Here is a 17,704-nt window from a genome sequence, read left to right on the forward strand (position 1 = left end):
TATGAGGGTCAAGAATCTATATTGAATGTACAAATTTTTAATTATTCAAAATAAAAAGTAAAATTTTTTTTTGAATGGATGAGATTGTTGTTGAGGTGTAATATCTCCATTGGGTGAGGGTTGGGTTGGTTTTTGGTAGTATGAAAAAGTAATGATATGGTAATTCTTGTGTTGTTTAGTTATTGTTAGGATGCAGAACGAAATTTGAATGATTAAAACTGAGTGTGTGTAAGGTTTAGACGGTTGTGTCAGTCCTGTCTGGTGCGGGGTAATTGCAGTGAAGCCATTAAATGTATTACAGATGGAAATAACAGCGATGGGCAGTAAACCAAAAAAAATCTTCTGCCAGTGATGACAGAAGATTTTTTACAGGTCCGCAGGTTTCCCTTTGTCAAACCTTTGCCCCTGGATGGTTTTATCGTTTAGTGGTGATAAAAGTACTTAATGAACTTATCGTGATAGTCTCGTATTTTACTGATTAAAGTTATCTGGAGCTAACCGGATCGCCACAATACGTGACGGTTTCCCCGGCGAAGGAGCTTACTTCTCCACTGGCATGCGGTCTGTCTGGCCTTTCTTCCGGTTCAACCGGTATACTACATTACCGGTGTAAACGACTCCCTTTTGCTGGATACGAGAGTAAAGTGAATAATCTGCAATGTCCATCTCCTGCTCATAAATATTGGAATTGAAGATGTTGTTTATACTGAAGGAAAGCGACATCCGGTCGCCTAAAAGATCTTTGGAAAATCCTATGTTGGCGCGGTATTGCTCAGATACTGTTACCTGTACTTCCTGTCGTCTGCCACGATAGGTAACGCTCCCGTCGATGTTCAGGATTTTGGGGAACCGCATACTGGAACGTACTGTAGTAAACCAGGTGCTGTTATCGGCGGTATATGTTTTACCGGCGTATTCGCCGCGCTGGGAATAGGAATACCAGTTTATATCCCAGGATAAACGCCACCAGCTATAGGGGTTGTAGGTGGTGGCCATATCAAACCCATAGCGGTGTTCATTTCCCATATTGGCCCATGTTCTCACAAAATTTCCATCACCCTGTGGTTCAATCACAGCTCCAAAGTAATTGGTCGTATACTGATAATAGATGCCGGGATTGACACTTAATTTTCCCGTTTTCTTCAATAAAGCCAGTTCCACTGCATTCGTATACATAGGATCGATATTGGGGTTGCCGCGTTGTAGGAAACGCTGATCTGATAAGCCTGAGAAGGTATTCAGTTGCCAGAACTTCGGCCGGTTGATTCTGCGGCTGTAACTGGCCTGCAAGGTCCAATCATTTTTGAAACCATATTGTAAATGCAGAGTAGGGAACAGGTCGATGTATTGTTTGCGTTTATTGGTGGTTTGTTCACGATCGCTGATATGGATGCCGGACAGCTCACTGCGCAGGCCCAGCTGGGCATCCAGCTGCTGCCACTTCTTACTGTATTGCGTGTAGGCGGCGTAAATATTTTCATCGTAAAAAAGTTTGTTGTTGTTGTCGTCCAGTAATTTTCCATTCTGGACAGCGGAGTATTCGCTGCGGATGGCGCGCCATTGCCCGCGGATACCCATTTCCAGCTGGCCGGATTTTAACGGTAGTCTATAATCACTCTGCAAATAAATATCCTTACTGCTTTCGATATCGCGGGTGATGATACTTACCTGATTGGAACCAGCCAGAGTATGGGATTGCCGGATGTCCTGGTTTTCATCGTCATTCCAGAAATCGTATTGTACATAAGTGGTCCATTTTCTTCCTGGTTGTTTATAGGTACGGGTATAGTTCAACTCCAGCTCATTAAATATCTGCGGCTCACGATATCTCTCGAAACGGCTGATGGTACTGTCTTCTGTGCCATGCTCATTGAAATAGTGATATAGAAAATCGTTGGTGTCTTTGTTACGCCGTTTGGTGCGGTAATAGCTGGCTGTTAATGTATTTTGTTCGTTGATGTAAATGTCCGTTCCAATATAGGCGTTCACGTTATCGTTGTTTAAATCGGATCGGTTGGCCTGCCGGAGCTGGTTGTAAGGGTTTTTATTGATGCGTATAATCTCTTCTGCGAACAATACAGATTGATCGCGGTATCCAACATTTGCGAATAAATTTAGTCGCTGTGTTTTATAGCTGGCATTGAGGTTGATACTGTTGTTTCTCGGACTGGAGAGGCCGGCCTGCAGGGAGGCATTAAATCCCAGCGATGCATTTTTCTTCAGTATTATATTGATAATACCGGCGCTGCCCTGTGCTTCGTAGGCGGAGGACGGATTTGTTATCACTTCAATCTTCTCTATGTTAGCTGCCGGAATTTGTGACAACCCATTGTTCTGCGTTTGCATAGACGGTTTCCCGTTTATCAGGATTCTTACGTTCTGGTTATCGCGCAGGGATACATTCCCCTGTATATCAACATTGACGGCTGGTACATTATTCAGTATATCGTTTGCATTGCCGCCTCTTGACAGAATATCCTTCCCCACATTAAATACTTTTTTATCTGTTTTTAATTCCAGGGTTGATTTCTCGCCCTGTATCTGTACGGTGGACAATTGTTTCACATTATCGGCCAAACCAATCTTTCCAAGGTCTGTATTGTTTTGTACTACTATTGCGCGGGAGTAGGTGGTATAATTTAATGCCCGGGTTTGGAGTGTATAGTTTCCAGCTGGTAAGGTCAGGTTGAAATCACCATCAGGGCCCGCAGTAGTATGGAGTTTCCGGGTGGAATCCTTTTGTGATTGCAGCAGTACAATGGCGCCAACGATAGGCTCTTGGGTGGTAGTGGAAATGATTTTCCCTTTCAGATTATAGGTTTGGCTGAAAGCCGGGATGGCCGTGCTAAGGCAGCAAAGCATCAGGAATAACTGTTTCATTTTAATGAGCGTTTATGCAAATGTGAGCCAATACTAAAGGCGATGCCGGGCGGGTCGATCAATAGTGGGTGGCGGGATACAGATAGTGGATTATTGGCTGTAAACGACGCCCGGCTGCGCAAAGCGCGTTTTCATATGCGCTGCGGTCAATTTGGTCGACGATGCATTAAACATGACCTGAAAGTTTGGTACTTTTACCATCATGCCTTTAATAGAGAAATTTATACAATTCACCGGCAAACACCGGTTCCTCACTCATTTTACCTACTGGATATGTGTGTACGTATTAGCTATGTCGAGGTATAATAGTTATACCAATCCGATGTATACGTTTAACCAGGAACTGCTCAATAGCTTATTCTTCATAGGTTTTGCTGCCATTACGTCCTATTTTCTGGGTTATTTTGTATTGCCGCGGTTACTGACCGGTAAACATTATTTCCGTACCCTGGTGGTATCGTTGGTGGTATTGTATCTGATCATGGTCATATCGAGATTGTGTGTTGTTTATTTTATGGAGCCTATTATCCGTACAAGACCCTTTGAGCAGGAGTCTGTAGCGGAGATCTTTACAGATCTGGATTATCTGTTTCTGAATTATTTTATTCATGCATTTTCATATGCCTTTGTTTTTATCTTTATCAAACTCCTGAAAGATCAGTATGTGGTGAATAAACGGGCCATGGACCTGGAAAAACAAAAAGCAGATATTGAACTGATGGCGTTGAAAGCACAGCTCAATCCTCATTTCCTGTTCAATACGCTGAACAATATCTATTCACTGTCCATTCTGCAGTCGCCCCAAACTTCGCCGGCGATAGCCCGTCTGTCGGAAATACTGGATACGCTGTTATACCGCTCTGGTAAAATGTTTGTACCTGCTTCACAGGAGATCACACTGCTTCAGAATTATATCGAGCTGGAAAAGCTCCGCTACGATGAGCGTCTGGCTATTTCATTCGAACACCGGCTGGAACGGGACGTGGAAATTGCGCCGTTGATATTGTTGTCACTCGTTGAAAACGCCTTCAAACACGGCGCCGGCGAAGATGCGGGCTCGCCGGAGATCCGGATCAGGCTGACCCAGGATAAGGACAGGTTTGCCTTTGAGATCAGCAACACTTTCAGAACGAAGGTAGACCAGCAGTTGGGCATCGGCCTCGAAAATATCCGTAAACAACTAGCACTACTTTACCCCGAAACCCATACATTTGAAACTACTGTGGCACAGCGTGTATTTACGGCGAAGCTGGAGCTGCGTTTAAACCAGCAGTTGTGAAAATAAAATGCCTTATTGCAGACGATGAACCACTGGCGATTGCCTTATTGCAGAATCATATCGGTCAGTTGAGCACACTGGAAATTGTGGGTACCTGCGCGAATGCCCTGCAGGCCGCGCAGGAGCTGAGAACCAAACAGGTGGACCTGCTTTTTCTGGATATAAAGATGCCACAGATCACCGGCATTGAGTTCCTCAGAACTTTGAGGCAACCACCGGCGGTCATTTTTACCACCGCCTATCGTGAATATGCGCTGGAAGGCTATGAACTGGATATCGTGGATTATCTGTTGAAGCCTATCACGTTCGAACGTTTTTTTAAAGCCGTGGAACGCTACTATTCGCGCTTTTCCCCCAAAGAAGCCCAGGCAGCCAGTACCCGCAATATGCCTCAGGAAGAATATATCTTCATCAGAACCGGCAATAAATACAATAAAATTCTCACCAGTGATATCCTCTATATAGAAAGCGTGAAAGACTACGTAGTACTACATCGTACAGATGGTTCTACTTTCATGGCAAAGTATAAGATCGGTGATCTGGAAACTGAAGTGAAGGATAAACGATTTTTGCGGATTCATCGTTCGTTTATCGTGAACCTCGCCAGGGTGACAGCTTTTACGTTACAGGATGTAGAGGTCGGACAAATGGAACTGCCTATAGGTAACAGTTACAGAGAGTTTGTTTTCAAAGTGCTGAAAGAGGGTTTGTAAATGATCGATATTTATCCCCGGGAATCTAAGCAGCGCTACTAAAGAAATAAAAATAACTCAACGGCTGTCCCGATGAGATAGCCCAAAACAGGACAGGCCTTTATTCATAAAGGCCTGTCCCGTTTTCAATCAATATGGATATCCGGAAGTTAATGCTCACTCTACTACTATCTGCTGCGTTTGTCGTTCACCGTTACTGTTGATCATCGTAAGAATATAATTACCGCGTGGCAGCGTGATCATCTGTGTAGTGCTGCCGGAGGGCACCTGCCAGGTATTTTCCTGTACCTTCCTGCCGGAGAGGTCTATAATGCTGTATCTCACCAGCTGCTGTTGTTTGCTGCTGATCTCCACCTGTAGTTTGTTGTTGGGAGAAGGATTAGGATATACTTTACAGGAGAAGGATGCTGCTGTTGTTTTGTTTTCTACGGCAGCAACTGCGATGGCACTGGTTACCACTTTGAAGGTGTCCGTTATACAGATTGTGGGTGTAGCATTATCGGTAACGGTATAGGTGGTGGTGGCATTATTAGGTGTAACGGTCCGGGTACGGCTGGTAGAGCCATCATCCCATTTGTAGTTACCGGGCCATGAAGCGCTGAGGGTAAGTGGCTGGCCGGCCGTGGCATTTACGACGGTGGTTTTGTTGGCGTCTTTGATCATGGTGAAGCGATCTTTGATGGTCTTGTCTGCTGCGATAAACCGTGCGTCCAGCCTGTTGCCTTCTATCTCCAGTACGAGTGAGCCGCCGGTGGTAGCATTGGAGTAATAGGATGATGCATGTGGGAAGGAGGACTGTGTTCCACCAATCTGTCCGGCGGAACCGGCTACCACGTATACGGTGCCATGTCCGGTTTTGGCGGAAGTGGATACGTAGGGGCAGGAGTTGGTGGTGCTGTCGTATTTAGCGCTGCTTTTGCTGACAGCATGCTGTGTGAAGGAAAAGGTGTTTTCCAGCCCATAGTGTCCGCGGATAAAGTAAGAGCGCTCGTAGTCGTGGCTATGCCCATTAAGGATAAGATCTACGCCATAACGTTCCAGTATGCGGATGAGGTTCTGTCTTACTTTTACGAGATCACTTTCTGTATCGGAGTTATGGCTGCCCATAGTGTATGGTGGATGGTGCCAGTAGGCGATCGTCCATTTGCGGGTATTGGCGGCCAGATCGTTTTTGAGCCATTGTACCTGTGTGCTGGTGGTATCGTAAAACCGTTTGCTGCTTTCTTTTCCGTAAGAATCCAGGCAGATGAAGTGGATATCGCCGTAGTCAAATGAGTAGTATTCTCCTTTGCCGGAGGCTACGCCGCCGCATTCGCCATTTTTCGGAAGGGTGAAGTTGGCGAGGTAGGGAATGTTATGGTCATCCTGACGGGAAGGGTCATTATCGTAGTCGTGGTTGCCCAATGTAGGGAACAGCAGGATGTTTTTAAGCAGGTTGTCTTTATATATATTAAAGAAGTTGGTTTGATACTCGTTATCAAAACCGCCATCATAGGCATTGTCGCCGAGCAGCAGCCATACGTCTGTATGTGCGGAGCCTACATAGTCCAGGTAAGCGTCTCTCACTTTGGTCTGGTTACTGGAATTATTGCCACAGTCGCCATAGGCTGCAATCCTTATTTTGCGGGAGGTGCTGGTGGGAGGGGCGGTATTGAAATAGTTTTTGTCGGTGGCTTCCAATACTGCGGTGGTAGTGCCTATACTGTAATAGTAGCGGGTATCCGGTTGCAGGTTGGAGAGCCTTACTTCATGTTCCGTGGAGGAAGTGGTATTCACCACACTGTCTGTAAGGTTGCCATATACGGTGCCATACTTCACTTTGGTGTTGCTGGCTGATGCAGTACGCCAGCGGACCGTGACGGCTGTCTGGTTGCCCATTTGCAGGTAGGGGCCTCTTACCACAGAAGCGGATGAGCTGCCGGTATTGCCTTTTAGTTGCAGGTCGAAGGAAATATCGCTGCTGGTCACCACCTGCTGGTGTATCTCTACTGCTATGGTGTTGCTGCCTTCCACAAAAGCAGATGCTGGGATGGAGGCAGTTTGAACGGATGCGCCATCATCGCTGGCATCACTGGATGCCAGTGTATTATAGGAGATGGTGCCGGTAGGCATGTTATCCCTTTTTACTTCAGTACCGTTTACATATACAACGATACCATCGTCTCTTCTGAACTCCAGGGTAAAGCCGGTGTAGTTACTGAGGCCGGAGAGGTTGAACTTTTTCCTGAAATAGGTGGTGACATATTTGCTGGAGGAGTTGCTGCCATAACTGACGGTTGTGGCCTCGTCTCCGTCGCCGTAGCCCAGTTCTCCCGGGCCTTCCTTCCATGAGCCGTCATTGAAGGACGCCGATCGCCAGGACGTACCCTGGTTGGAGCCATTGTCAAGATATTTCCAGGTAGAACCAAAAGGAAGTAGTGTGGTCTGTGCCTGCAAAGCCAGGCCCAACAGTGTACTACAACAGGTAAGGATACACGATTTCGTGATAGTGGGCAAACAGGGAATCATGGGATGAGATTTAATTGTTTGGATGTTAATAGATCGATTTAGATTAAATGCAACTGGGATAACTGTCTGAAACAGAATAAGGTTTGGTGAATGAAGCCCGGGGTTTTTCGGAGGCGCGCAGTACTGCTTCATTACAGGAAAAAACATGTTCCGTTCCTGAAATTAGTTACAATTTTCATATTTTACAATACCTGATTGTTAATTACCCGTTACTATATGAAAACCACTATTACTGTGCTGTTGTTAGCCGCACTATCCTTTATACAGCTGCATCTGGAGCGGCCTCCTGTCCCTGCCAGACCTGCCGCAGTACTGGAAACTTATTTCAGTCAGCAGATGGGGATTGTAGCCGATACACTTCAACAGTTGGAGCAGGCTGTCCGCAATCACGCACCGGCTCCAGTGCTGAAACGTCTGTTCCGTTCCAGCCGGCTGGCTTACAAGCGTGTCGAATTTCTCACAGAATATTATTACCCGCATCTGATCCGCAGTATCAATGGCCCGGCGTTACCATTCGCCGATGGCGAGAACTCCCGAGATATACTGCCGCCACAGGGGTTTCAGGTGATGGAAGAAAAGCTGTGGGCGTCCACTATAGCCTCCAAAGGTTTGCTGGCCGCTGTAACAGCGCTCAGGACGCAGTTTACCACGCTGCAATCACAAACAGATCCCTACGGCTTCATGGACGCTTATGTATTGGATGCTATGCGTTTCGAGTTATATCGCATTATTGCACTGGGCATTTCCGGTTATGATTCGCCGGTAGCCTTGTTATCTATGTCTGAAGCGGCGGCGGCACTGGAAGGAGTGCAGTATGCTGCCATGTTGTATGCCGGCAGCCTTGCAGATAGTACCATCCAACATAGGCTGACAACCCGTTTCCATGCAGCGCGGCAGTACCTGCTGCAGCATCCCGGCTTCAATGAGTTTGACCGGCTGCACTTCATCATCAACTACGCCAATCCGCTAAGTGCCTCCCTACTGGCATTACAGCAGGAGTTGTCCCTGCAGCTGCCACAGGAACGAAGGATATTGTCGCCCCTGGCACCTCATCTCTTTGCGATGCAGTATTATAACGCCAACGGGTACTCGCCGAATTATGAATCAGACCCTACAGCTGTCAAGGTACAACTGGGGCAGCGCCTGTTCTATGATCCCGTGTTGTCCGGCAACCTGCAACGGTCCTGTGCTTCCTGTCACCAGGCATCCAAAGCCTTCTCCGATGGGATGGTCAAAAATACGGGGCTCGACAGTAAAACCCCCATCGCCCGCAATACGCCCAGTCTGCTGAACACAGCATTCCAGTCGAAACAGTTCTATGACTCGCGTGCTGTCTTCCTCGAAAATCAGGTGTCGGATGTGGTGCACAACAAACAGGAAATGAACGGCTCCCTGCAACAGACGGCTCATGCGCTGAAAAAAGACAGCGCCTATGTGCGCCTCTTCAGCAAAGCGTTTGCAGCGGGGCGCAATAGCATCACAGAAGAAAATATCGCCAATGCACTGGCTTCATTCCTGCGCTCGCTCGTCAGCCTGCAATCGCGCTTCGATCTGTATATGAGTGGCGATACCACCGCACTGGACCTCAGGGAAAAGAAAGGATTCAATATCTTCATGGGGAAAGGTAAATGTGGTACCTGCCACTTTGCGCCGCTGTTTAATGGCGTGGCGCCGCCTTATTTCGCAGAGCCCGAATCGGAGGTGCTGGGTGTTCCGGAGAGCAACCGCCCACATGCGCAGCTCGACAAAGATCCGGGTAAATATATATTGTATCATATCAGTATTCAGCGCTATGCATTTAAAACCCCGACAGTGCGTAACAGTGCGCTCACTGCTCCGTATATGCATAATGGTGTGTTCCCCACGCTGGAATCGGTGATAGACTTCTACGACAAGGGCGGCGGCGCCGGGTTGGGCATTGCACCGCCCAATCAGACATTGCCGGCCGAAAAGCTGCGACTGACAGCACAGGAGAAGAAGGACTTGGCTGCATTTATGCGGGCGCTTACTGATACCAGCAGCTGGAAACCGGCTGCTGCCCACTGAACCTTTAAGGATCAAATATGTTGAAAATCAGACAAATACTACTCCTGGTTGTTATTTAACAACCAGGAGTAGCGTCATTACAACTAACAGGTTTTGCCGTTTTGCTGATTCAGAAAATGAACCAGAATATCTTTGTGGTATCGAAAAAAATCAAACAAATGGAAGCTAAGATCATAGGCAGCAAAATTGCCAAAGCGCGAAAAGAAATAAATATGTCTCAGGCCCAACTAGCTCAACGGATGTTTATTAGTCCACAGGCAGTCGGAAAATGGGAACGCGGTGAGTCAGTCCCGGACATTATTACAATGAACCGGCTCGCAGAGATTCTGGGTGTTGACCTTAACTATTTTTCAGAGAACTTTCAATCCCTGGATGACGAGACTACTTTTAAAATGACCGCCGACAGTGATGATGACATAACGCAAACAGAACAGGAAGTTATTGACCCGTCCAGTTTGGCTGAACGGCAGCTGCTGACAAACTTCAGCGGAAGTAACCTGTCAGAGAGTGACTTTGCGGGCGTTACCGCCCATAAAATGAAATTTAGGGGAAGTTCATTGCACGGCTCCGATTTTTCGGGCGCGGACCTGACTGGCAGCGCTTTTATGGGGAGCGATGTAAGCGAAGCCAATTTTGAAGGAGCAAATCTGACAGACTGCAGCTTGTCAGCCATTGACCTCACGGGTGCGAACTTTAACAAGGCCATTCTTGTACGTACTGAATTCAGCAAGTCGGGGCTGAACGGCGCAAAATTCACCAACGCAAAGCTGATCGATGTAAAGTTGGCCATGACCGATCTTAGAAAAACGGTTTTTGAAAACTGTAGTTTTCACGGCGTAGACTTTAAGTCTTCCGATTTGCGGGGTGTATGTTTTGACGGGCAGACCTTTATAGGAGTTAAGTTTGACAAGACAGCGCTAAATGAAGTGTCGTTTAAGGGCGCGACACTCAGAGATGTATCTTTCCGTGCTATGTATGCCCTGACGAATAAATATTACCGTGCGCTCTCAACTATCTGCTTTGATGGCGCGATGATGGATAAATTGACCTACGCCGCGCTCAAAGGCATGGGAGCCGATCTGGCAAACGTTTCAATGATATAAACAGGGAGTATATGCAAAATAACTCAATTCAAGTAATAGGACTGCATAAGTCCTACAAGGACCTTCATGTCCTGATGGGAGTAGATTTAGCGGTGGAAAAGGGCAGTATTTTCGCCCTGCTCGGCTCCAATGGTGCGGGCAAAACAACCATCGTCAAAATCCTCACCACGCTGCTCAAACAAGACAGCGGAACGGCTATCGTAAATGGATTTGATGTTGCGTCAAAGCCCAACAGTGTACGGCAGTCTATCAGCCTGACCGGGCAGTTTGCCGCCGTAGACGAGATATTGACCGGAAGGGAAAACCTGGTCATGATCGCCAGGCTGCGACACATCAAAAGTCCGCGTCAGGTGGCGGAAGAATTGTTGATCCGCTTCGGCCTGATCGATGCTGCTGACCGCAAGGTGTCCACGTATTCGGGTGGTATGCGCCGCAGACTCGATATCGCTATGAGCCTTGTTGGAAACTCGCAGCTTATTTTCCTCGACGAGCCGACTACCGGCCTTGATCCCGAGGCCCGTATTGAGGTCTGGAAGATCGTCAAAGAGCTTGCCGGTAACGGCACAACAGTATTCCTGACCACGCAGTATCTGGATGAAGCCGAACAGCTGGCCGATAGGATTGCCATTCTTCATAAGGGCAGGATCATCGTGAGCGGCACGCTCGCGGAGCTGAAGAGGCTGTTCCCGCCTGCAAAAGTGGAGTATGTTGAAAAGCAGCCGACGTTGGAAGAGATATTTCTTGCAATTATTAATAAAAAAATAGCACAATAAAATGGAAACGACAAAGAACTATTTTTTCGCAGATATGGGTGTTATGTTCGGACGTTCCATGCGCCATGTATTCCGCAGCATGGATACTATCATCACCGTCACCATCATGCCGATTGCGATGATGCTGTTGTTCGTCTATGTATTAGGCGGCGCCATTCAATCTGGCACAGATAACTATGTGAATTACCTGTTGCCTGGTATATTACTCATTGCTGTCGCCAATAGTATAGGCTATGTGTCATTCCGCCTGTTTACCGATGTGCAGCGAGGGATATTTGAGCGTTTTCACTCTATGCCGATTGCACGTTCGGCAGCGTTGTGGGGACATGTACTCACCTCGCTGATGTCCAACGTCATATCGGTGATTGTCATCATTCTTGTGGCGTTGGTGATGGGCTTCCGCTCGTCCGCAGGAGTGTTGTCATGGCTTGGTGTAGCCGGTATACTAGGTATGTTTACGCTGGCCCTGACATGGATAGCGGTGATTCCCGGATTGACAGCAAAATCAGTGGATGGCGCCAGTGTCATTGCTTATCCGATTCACTTCCTGCCATTAATCAGCTCGGCGTTTGTGCCTACTAAGTCGATGCCATCGGCTGTACGTGCCTTTGCCGAAAATCAGCCGGTGACGGCCATCGTGGAAGCCATACGCTCGCTATTGTCAGGGAAGCCTGTCGTAGGGATTGACATCTTTGTTGCGCTTGCGTGGTGTATGGGAATTGCGCTTGTGGGGTATGCCTTTGCGATGCGGGTTTATAAAAAGCGGACATAAAAAATGACGGCAACAACTATCTGGTTTCCAGTAAAAAATTTTTCTTCATCATAAAAAAATAATATGTTCGTACATATATGACGAAGATACCTTTATTGGACCATGATAGTAAGATTCCACTGCACCAGCAGGCTGAAGAACTATTACGGAAGCTGATCCGCGAGGACTTTTTCCGGGAGGGAGATATTTTTCCAAAAGAAACGGACCTGGCTAAACGATGGAGCATTTCCAGGAACACGCTGCGCATGGCTATTGGCAACCTCGTAAAAGATGGTCTGCTGGAAAGGAAAAAGCGGTCGGGCACCGTGGTGAAAAAGAAGAAGATCACCACCAATCTGGACAACTGGTATAGCTTTACACATGAAATGGAAGATAAAGGGATTCCTTTCAAAACCCTTAAAAACAAGGTATCGGTGGTGAAAGCGAAAGAAGAAGTAGCAAAGATGCTGCAAATGGAACACCACCAGCCTGTAGTGTGTCTGGAGCGTATCCGTAGCACAGAGAAAAGCCCGATGGTATATTTTGAATCCTTCTTTCATCCCAGGATAGGGCTTACCGGTAAAGAAAATTTTGATCGTCCGCTATATGAAATGCTCGATGCGGATTTTCATGTTGTACCCGTTTATTCGCAGGAAGAGATCAGAGCGATAGGTGCGGATGAGAAGATTGCCAGCCTGTTGAAGATTAAAAAAGGGGCGCCGGTACTGGAGCGGCGAAGGGTAGTCCTGGATGCCAGCAGACGGCCGCTGGAATTTAATATATGCTGGTACCGGAGTGATTGTTTTACGTACAGCATTGAACTGAAAAGGCCACAGTTGTAAATAATAAAGAACTTTAACACCTTGACAAAAACAGGCTGTATCATTCAAAGAATGATACAGCCTGTTTGGTTTATGGAATGATCAGATATTCCTCTACACCCATAGCTGGTAAGCTGAAGGTGGCGTTGGCATCTTTGGTGATCCCGTTTCTGACAACTGAAATTCGTGCAGGCTTGAGCGTGCCCCAGTTGAATCCGGTATTTTGTGGCGTCTGGCCGGGATTAAAGAGGCGTATCATGTATTGGCCATTTTCCTTTGGTATTACGGCCGTGGCAACAACCGCCGCGTTGGTAAGACTGAAAAGCCCCGCCGGCAAGGTAGCTCCTTTCTTCGCCGGAAAGCCGATCAACGGCTGTGAGAAATCAGCTGCTGCCATTTCGAGCGCAGTGCCATTCGCCTGGCCATGCGGCTGTAAGGCATAATGATAGCTGCTGCTGCCTTCCTGGTCTGACTTGTAGTTAGTATGCCAGTAGTTGTTCATCACATAGGAAAACCAGCGAGTGGTTGGCTCTCCAGCCTTTTTCCATTTCTTATGGCTTTGCGCAATCTGCAGGCGCTCATCGATCATGTTGCCTGGTTCTGCCATCGGTGCTTCCAGCAGCATCCATTGTAGACCGTTGGCAGGATTGGAGATATCCATCCATCTGCGGCCAAAGAGGAAGTCCATATTGGAACCAGGCAGCTGGTCTTCGAGATAACGCAGCGTGCCGTAACCAGCGTCCAGTGTTACTTTTCCGGAGGGTACATCAAATGGAAAACCAAAATGCAGCGCCTCTTTCTGCCTCACCGGTTTTTTATCAACCATGTTTTCGATCAGTAAAGTGCTGCTGTTGGCGTACAAAGTAAGGCGTTTCTCCAGTGCATTTGCACCTGGGGCCTGCGCCCGGAGGACGATGGAAGTCACTACAGGACCACTTTCCAATACCTGTACCTGTACAGGCTGATTGGTAACGGCATCTGCGGGGTTCTGGCCGGGTACATACCAATAGCTGTTCAGGCCCTGCGATTGAAAAGTACCGGCGTAGTTATGGCCATCTTTCGCATTAAGTTGGGTGATACTGCCGTGGATAGGGTCCCATATAACGGTGATATTGCCGTTGGTGAGCATATTACCCTTATGGGTAAACGAAGTGGCGGCAGTTGCAGGTTGATCACTGACAGTATACACTTCGGCTCCGAAAGCAGGCACATTGCTGGCGAGGAATACATAGGTGCCGTCGGAAAGGTGCTGCAGAGGATATTTCCGGCCATGGCTATCCTTCACGGACTTGCCGGCTATCCTGATCTTCACCGGTCCGCTCCGCGGCCATGACAGCGTGTTGACTACGGCAATACTGCGGGAACGCTCGTCTGTCAATGGCTGGAACAGTTTGTCTGCAATAACGTTGATCTGGCTGTCTGCATCCAGCATAAATTGTTTTTTGATGCGCCATTGTTCCGTTACAAACGGGACGTCCGGCTGAGAGATGCTGTTATGGGCGCCCCAGGTATGTTCATGGAACATCAGGATATTGGTCCATGCGTTGTAGAACTGCTGTGCATTATACTGACCAGGAGCCAGCATGGCATAGGCATTGGCCAGCTGCGATAAACGAAGGCTGTTGACGCGGTTCTGTCCCTCTTCTTTGGCGGTAGAGCCGGCGCCGTCTTCCCAGTAAGGAGTAATATCGCCTTTTACTGTTGGCAGGTCTTTACCATATTTCTGTTCAAAGGTTTCAAAGAGTTTATCGGTAGTATTCAGCACAATTTTAGGTGATGCATACTTTTCATTCCACTGTTTTACGAAGCGGGAAATGGAAGTGTCGATAGGCCCGTTGTCGGCTACTACATTGTATCTCCACTGTACGATATCGTAGGGATATTTTTTTTCATCCAGTTCATTTAAATAAGCGGCGATCTTTTGGGGGCCGCTTTCGAAGACTGCTCCGGGTGCTGTGCCATGCCAGGAAGAATATCCTTTGCCGCCAGCCCAGAATAGTATTTTTTCGTCTCCTGAGGGAGATGTCCACCATACTGGTTTATCCCCCCAGTTGCGGACAAAGTGGCCTACACGGTCTCCCAGGTAAGGATGACTTTCGCCGAGATAATTAGGACCGCTGGAGAAATATTTCACACCGCCTTTGGCAAGGGCTGTCACGGTGGTCCAGGTATAGCCCGGCACATCAGAGATCATGGCGCTGGGGATGTGCAGGCCATAAGTATTGCGCAGCTGTGCCGCAAAGTCGGTGAAGTGAAAGGTTTCTTCCGGTAAACAGAGACCGGTGAGGATATTGGCATACAGGGCAGATAAACAGATATTACCGTCTTTCACTGCCTGTATAAAGGCCGCTTTTTTCTCTGGTGTAGCCTGTTGCAGAAAATGTTCTACTGCCCACAGCGATTCGATGTTCCACTTGAATCTGGCTTCTTCCGGATAATTCCGGGTGGCAGCAATCATGTCCAGCGCATCGTTGATGTTCCGGAGATGTATTTTCAGTACTTCCGGCTGTAGGTGAGAGTAACCGATATCTGTATGGGAATGATGTATAAAATTCAGTTCCCGGTAGGTGACAGGCTTTAATGCTACAAATTTATCTGCCAGTATTTTACCTGCATCGGCAACGACTATACGAATACTATCCGGCTGATGCACCGGATTAACGGGTATATCGAATTTATTGACGCCGTCTTCTACCTGGAACGAATACACTTTTTTACCGCCTACAGTGACCTGGAAGGTGCGGGGCGTGCCGAAATGAAGAGCAGTGAGGGTTATCGGCTGCTGACCATTTTTGAGTATAAACGGTTGCGGGTTGATATCCACTTTCTCCTGGAAGGAGAATTTAAAGGTCATGAGCCAGTCGTTGCTTTGCTGGGCCTGACCGACGATTTTCAGTCTCACTGGTTTCCCGGGTGTAATGCGGCTTACGGGCAGCCTAAGGAACATGAGGCCGTGGGAATCGTTGGCGCCATCCTTCCGGATTTGTTCAAAGACGATCCGGCTGCTGTCTGCTGCGGCAAACGACCATACAGGTGCCTGATTTCGTGGCAGTGTGGTGATGGTCAGGAGTTTTTCATCATCCACAAACAAATCAAAGTGACGGTCGCCGCTGCTGGTAGCGGTGGAATGGCCTGCTACCCAGCTGAAATAAACATAAGGTCCTTTGATACGTGCGGGTACAGCGGCTGTCTGCCATGCTATCGTTTTATGGCCATCAGTGGCGCGGGTGAGCAAGGCAGTGGTGGCATAGTCCGGATAAGCAGAGTAGTAGCGGATATTTTCGCCTTCAGTTTCGTGGTCATAGCCATTGATCCAGTCTACTTTTCCCAGGTAAGGGACTGTTTTCTGGGCAGTGCCGGTCAGGGCGCAGGCAAGCAGAACTGTGATACAATAGAATATTCTCATCATAATAAATGATTAATGGTGGATGATCGTTTTTTCTTTGATGGTGATGTTTTCCAGTGATTGACCTTTTGTTTCAAATAAATATTTCCGTGCATAGAAAAAAGAGAAAAGGCAACAACTGGCAAACAGGAAGAAGGTGGCTGCAATGCCCATGCCTTCCCGCATAACGGGGAACAGGAGATTGAGCAGCCAGTCGGATACCCACATGACAAGGATGCAGATAGACAACGCTAATCCCCGCACCGGTGTGGGAAATATTTCAGTGGCAATCACAAATTTTAATGGTCCCAGTGAGAAGGCAAAGAACAGCAGGAAAAAGGTGATCGGTATGAGCAGCAGTCCGCCGTTGATATTCAGCAGGAAACAAATACCAGTGAGGGTCAGTGCCACTGCTGCGCAGATGGAGCCTATCAGGTAGAGTGGGCGGCGGCCCAGGCTGTCTACTTTCCAGATGGCAATAAGTGTAAAGAGCATATTGGCCGCACCCAGTATTACCTGGTATAACAGGGTGTCGTCGGCGACAATGCCCGATGCGCGCAGGATGGTAGGACCGTAGTAGATAACAGCATTGATACCGCTGAATTGCGAGAAGGCTGTTAATACACAGGCCATCACCAGCAATTGCAGCAGCGGTGGCTGTAGCAATGAACGTATCCCGCCGTTAGCCTGATCCGCTGATACCGCCAGTATAGCCTTCAGTTCTGTGTTGGCCTCTTCTTTATTACCATTGATTTTTTCCAGGATATGCAGCGCTTCCGTTTGTTGTCCGAAACGGGCCAGCCATCTCGGACTCTCGGGAACGATAGCCAGCAATGCAAAAAAAGCGCCTGCAGGGACTACCCCTACGAGGAACATGCCACGCCAGTATTCCGTTACAAACAGCCAGTGCAGCCATCCATCCTGTGCACCACCACTGGCATTGGCGTACCGCTGTATCGCCAGATTGGAGCAATAGGCCACCAGGATACCGATGGTGATGGCCAGCTGATAAAAAGTTACCAGCCTGCCACGCCTGGAAGCTGGCGCCAGTTCTGAAATGTAGAGCGGTGAAATGTTGGACGCCACGCCCACGCCCATACCGGCCAGTACTCTGAAAAGTATCAGCAGTGGATAGGTGGTGGACACAGCAAATCCGATCGCGCTGGCAAGGAACAGGAACGCGGCGATAGCCAGTACTTTTTTACGGCCTATGTGATCGCTCAGGGTGCCGGAAACAGCTACACCAGCGATGCATCCCAGCAAGGCACAGGAAACAAACCACCCTTCCTGTGAGGCGGTCAGCTGGAATTGTGTTTTGACCGGGAGAATGATACCACTGATAACAGCGATATCGAAGCCGAAAAGAAGGCCTCCCAATGCAGCAATCAGGGTGACGGTGGTAATGAAGAGATGTGTGTTACCGTTTCTCATAGCGTGAAATATTT

The 17,704-nt window shown here is 48.0% G+C and carries 11 protein-coding genes; 7 read left to right on the forward strand and 4 right to left on the reverse strand.

Annotated features, from left to right (window positions below):
* Window positions 1-540: 540 nt before the first annotated feature.
* Window positions 541-2,880 carry an outer membrane beta-barrel family protein gene (locus DF182_RS29155; protein ID WP_113619277.1) on the reverse strand — a complete coding sequence of 780 codons (2,340 nt, stop codon included), beginning with the start codon at window positions 2,878-2,880 and terminating at the stop codon, window positions 541-543.
* Window positions 2,881-3,082: 202 nt separating this feature from the next.
* Between DF182_RS29155 and DF182_RS29160 the strand changes: the two genes are divergently transcribed.
* Both DF182_RS29160 and DF182_RS29165 read left to right on the forward strand, forming a co-directional pair.
* Window positions 3,083-4,159 carry a sensor histidine kinase gene (locus tag DF182_RS29160; RefSeq protein ID WP_113619278.1) on the forward strand — a complete coding sequence of 359 codons (1,077 nt, stop codon included), beginning with the start codon at window positions 3,083-3,085 and terminating at the stop codon, window positions 4,157-4,159.
* Window positions 4,156-4,872: a LytR/AlgR family response regulator transcription factor gene (locus DF182_RS29165; protein WP_113619279.1), complete on the forward strand. Its 717-nt coding sequence runs from the start codon at window positions 4,156-4,158 to the stop codon at window positions 4,870-4,872. The genes DF182_RS29160 and DF182_RS29165 overlap by 4 nt, the downstream gene beginning before the upstream one ends.
* Before the next feature lie 156 nt (window positions 4,873-5,028).
* On the opposite strand, the gene DF182_RS29170 is transcribed toward DF182_RS29165, so the two are convergent.
* Window positions 5,029-7,380 (reverse strand): metallophosphoesterase, encoded by a 2,352-nt coding sequence (locus DF182_RS29170; RefSeq protein ID WP_161964310.1) that lies wholly within the window; start codon window positions 7,378-7,380, stop codon window positions 5,029-5,031.
* A 216-nt stretch (window positions 7,381-7,596) separates the two neighbouring features.
* Between DF182_RS29170 and DF182_RS29175 the strand changes: the two genes are divergently transcribed.
* From DF182_RS29175 to DF182_RS29195, 5 genes are all read left to right on the forward strand, one after another.
* On the forward strand, window positions 7,597-9,426 hold the full coding sequence (locus DF182_RS29175; RefSeq protein ID WP_113619281.1) for a cytochrome c peroxidase: 1,830 nt from the start codon (window positions 7,597-7,599) through the stop codon (window positions 9,424-9,426).
* Between the two features lie 158 nt (window positions 9,427-9,584).
* Window positions 9,585-10,529, forward strand: coding sequence for a pentapeptide repeat-containing protein (locus DF182_RS29180; protein ID WP_113619761.1), 945 nt, complete (start codon window positions 9,585-9,587; stop codon window positions 10,527-10,529).
* 11 nt (window positions 10,530-10,540) lie between these two features.
* Window positions 10,541-11,302, forward strand: a complete 762-nt coding sequence (locus tag DF182_RS29185) for an ABC transporter ATP-binding protein (protein ID WP_113619282.1) — start codon at window positions 10,541-10,543, stop codon at window positions 11,300-11,302.
* A gap of 1 nt (window position 11,303) precedes the next feature.
* The gene (locus tag DF182_RS29190; RefSeq protein WP_113619283.1) at window positions 11,304-12,074 is read left to right on the forward strand and encodes an ABC transporter permease; all 771 of its coding nucleotides are present in this window, start codon (window positions 11,304-11,306) and stop codon (window positions 12,072-12,074) included.
* 77 nt (window positions 12,075-12,151) lie between these two features.
* Complete coding sequence (locus tag DF182_RS29195; RefSeq protein WP_113619284.1) at window positions 12,152-12,895, forward strand: GntR family transcriptional regulator; 744 nt, start codon at window positions 12,152-12,154, stop codon at window positions 12,893-12,895.
* A gap of 70 nt (window positions 12,896-12,965) precedes the next feature.
* Here DF182_RS29195 and DF182_RS29200 read toward each other — a convergent pair whose 3' ends face one another.
* Both DF182_RS29200 and DF182_RS29205 read right to left on the reverse strand, forming a co-directional pair.
* Window positions 12,966-16,283, reverse strand: coding sequence for a glycoside hydrolase family 38 C-terminal domain-containing protein (locus tag DF182_RS29200; protein ID WP_211327238.1), 3,318 nt, complete (start codon window positions 16,281-16,283; stop codon window positions 12,966-12,968).
* A gap of 9 nt (window positions 16,284-16,292) precedes the next feature.
* Window positions 16,293-17,690, reverse strand: coding sequence for a sugar porter family MFS transporter (locus tag DF182_RS29205; protein WP_113619286.1), 1,398 nt, complete (start codon window positions 17,688-17,690; stop codon window positions 16,293-16,295).
* Between the last annotated feature and the right edge of the window lie 14 nt (window positions 17,691-17,704).

It is taken from the genome of Chitinophaga flava, assembly GCF_003308995.1.
GTDB lineage: Bacteria > Bacteroidota > Bacteroidia > Chitinophagales > Chitinophagaceae > Chitinophaga > Chitinophaga flava.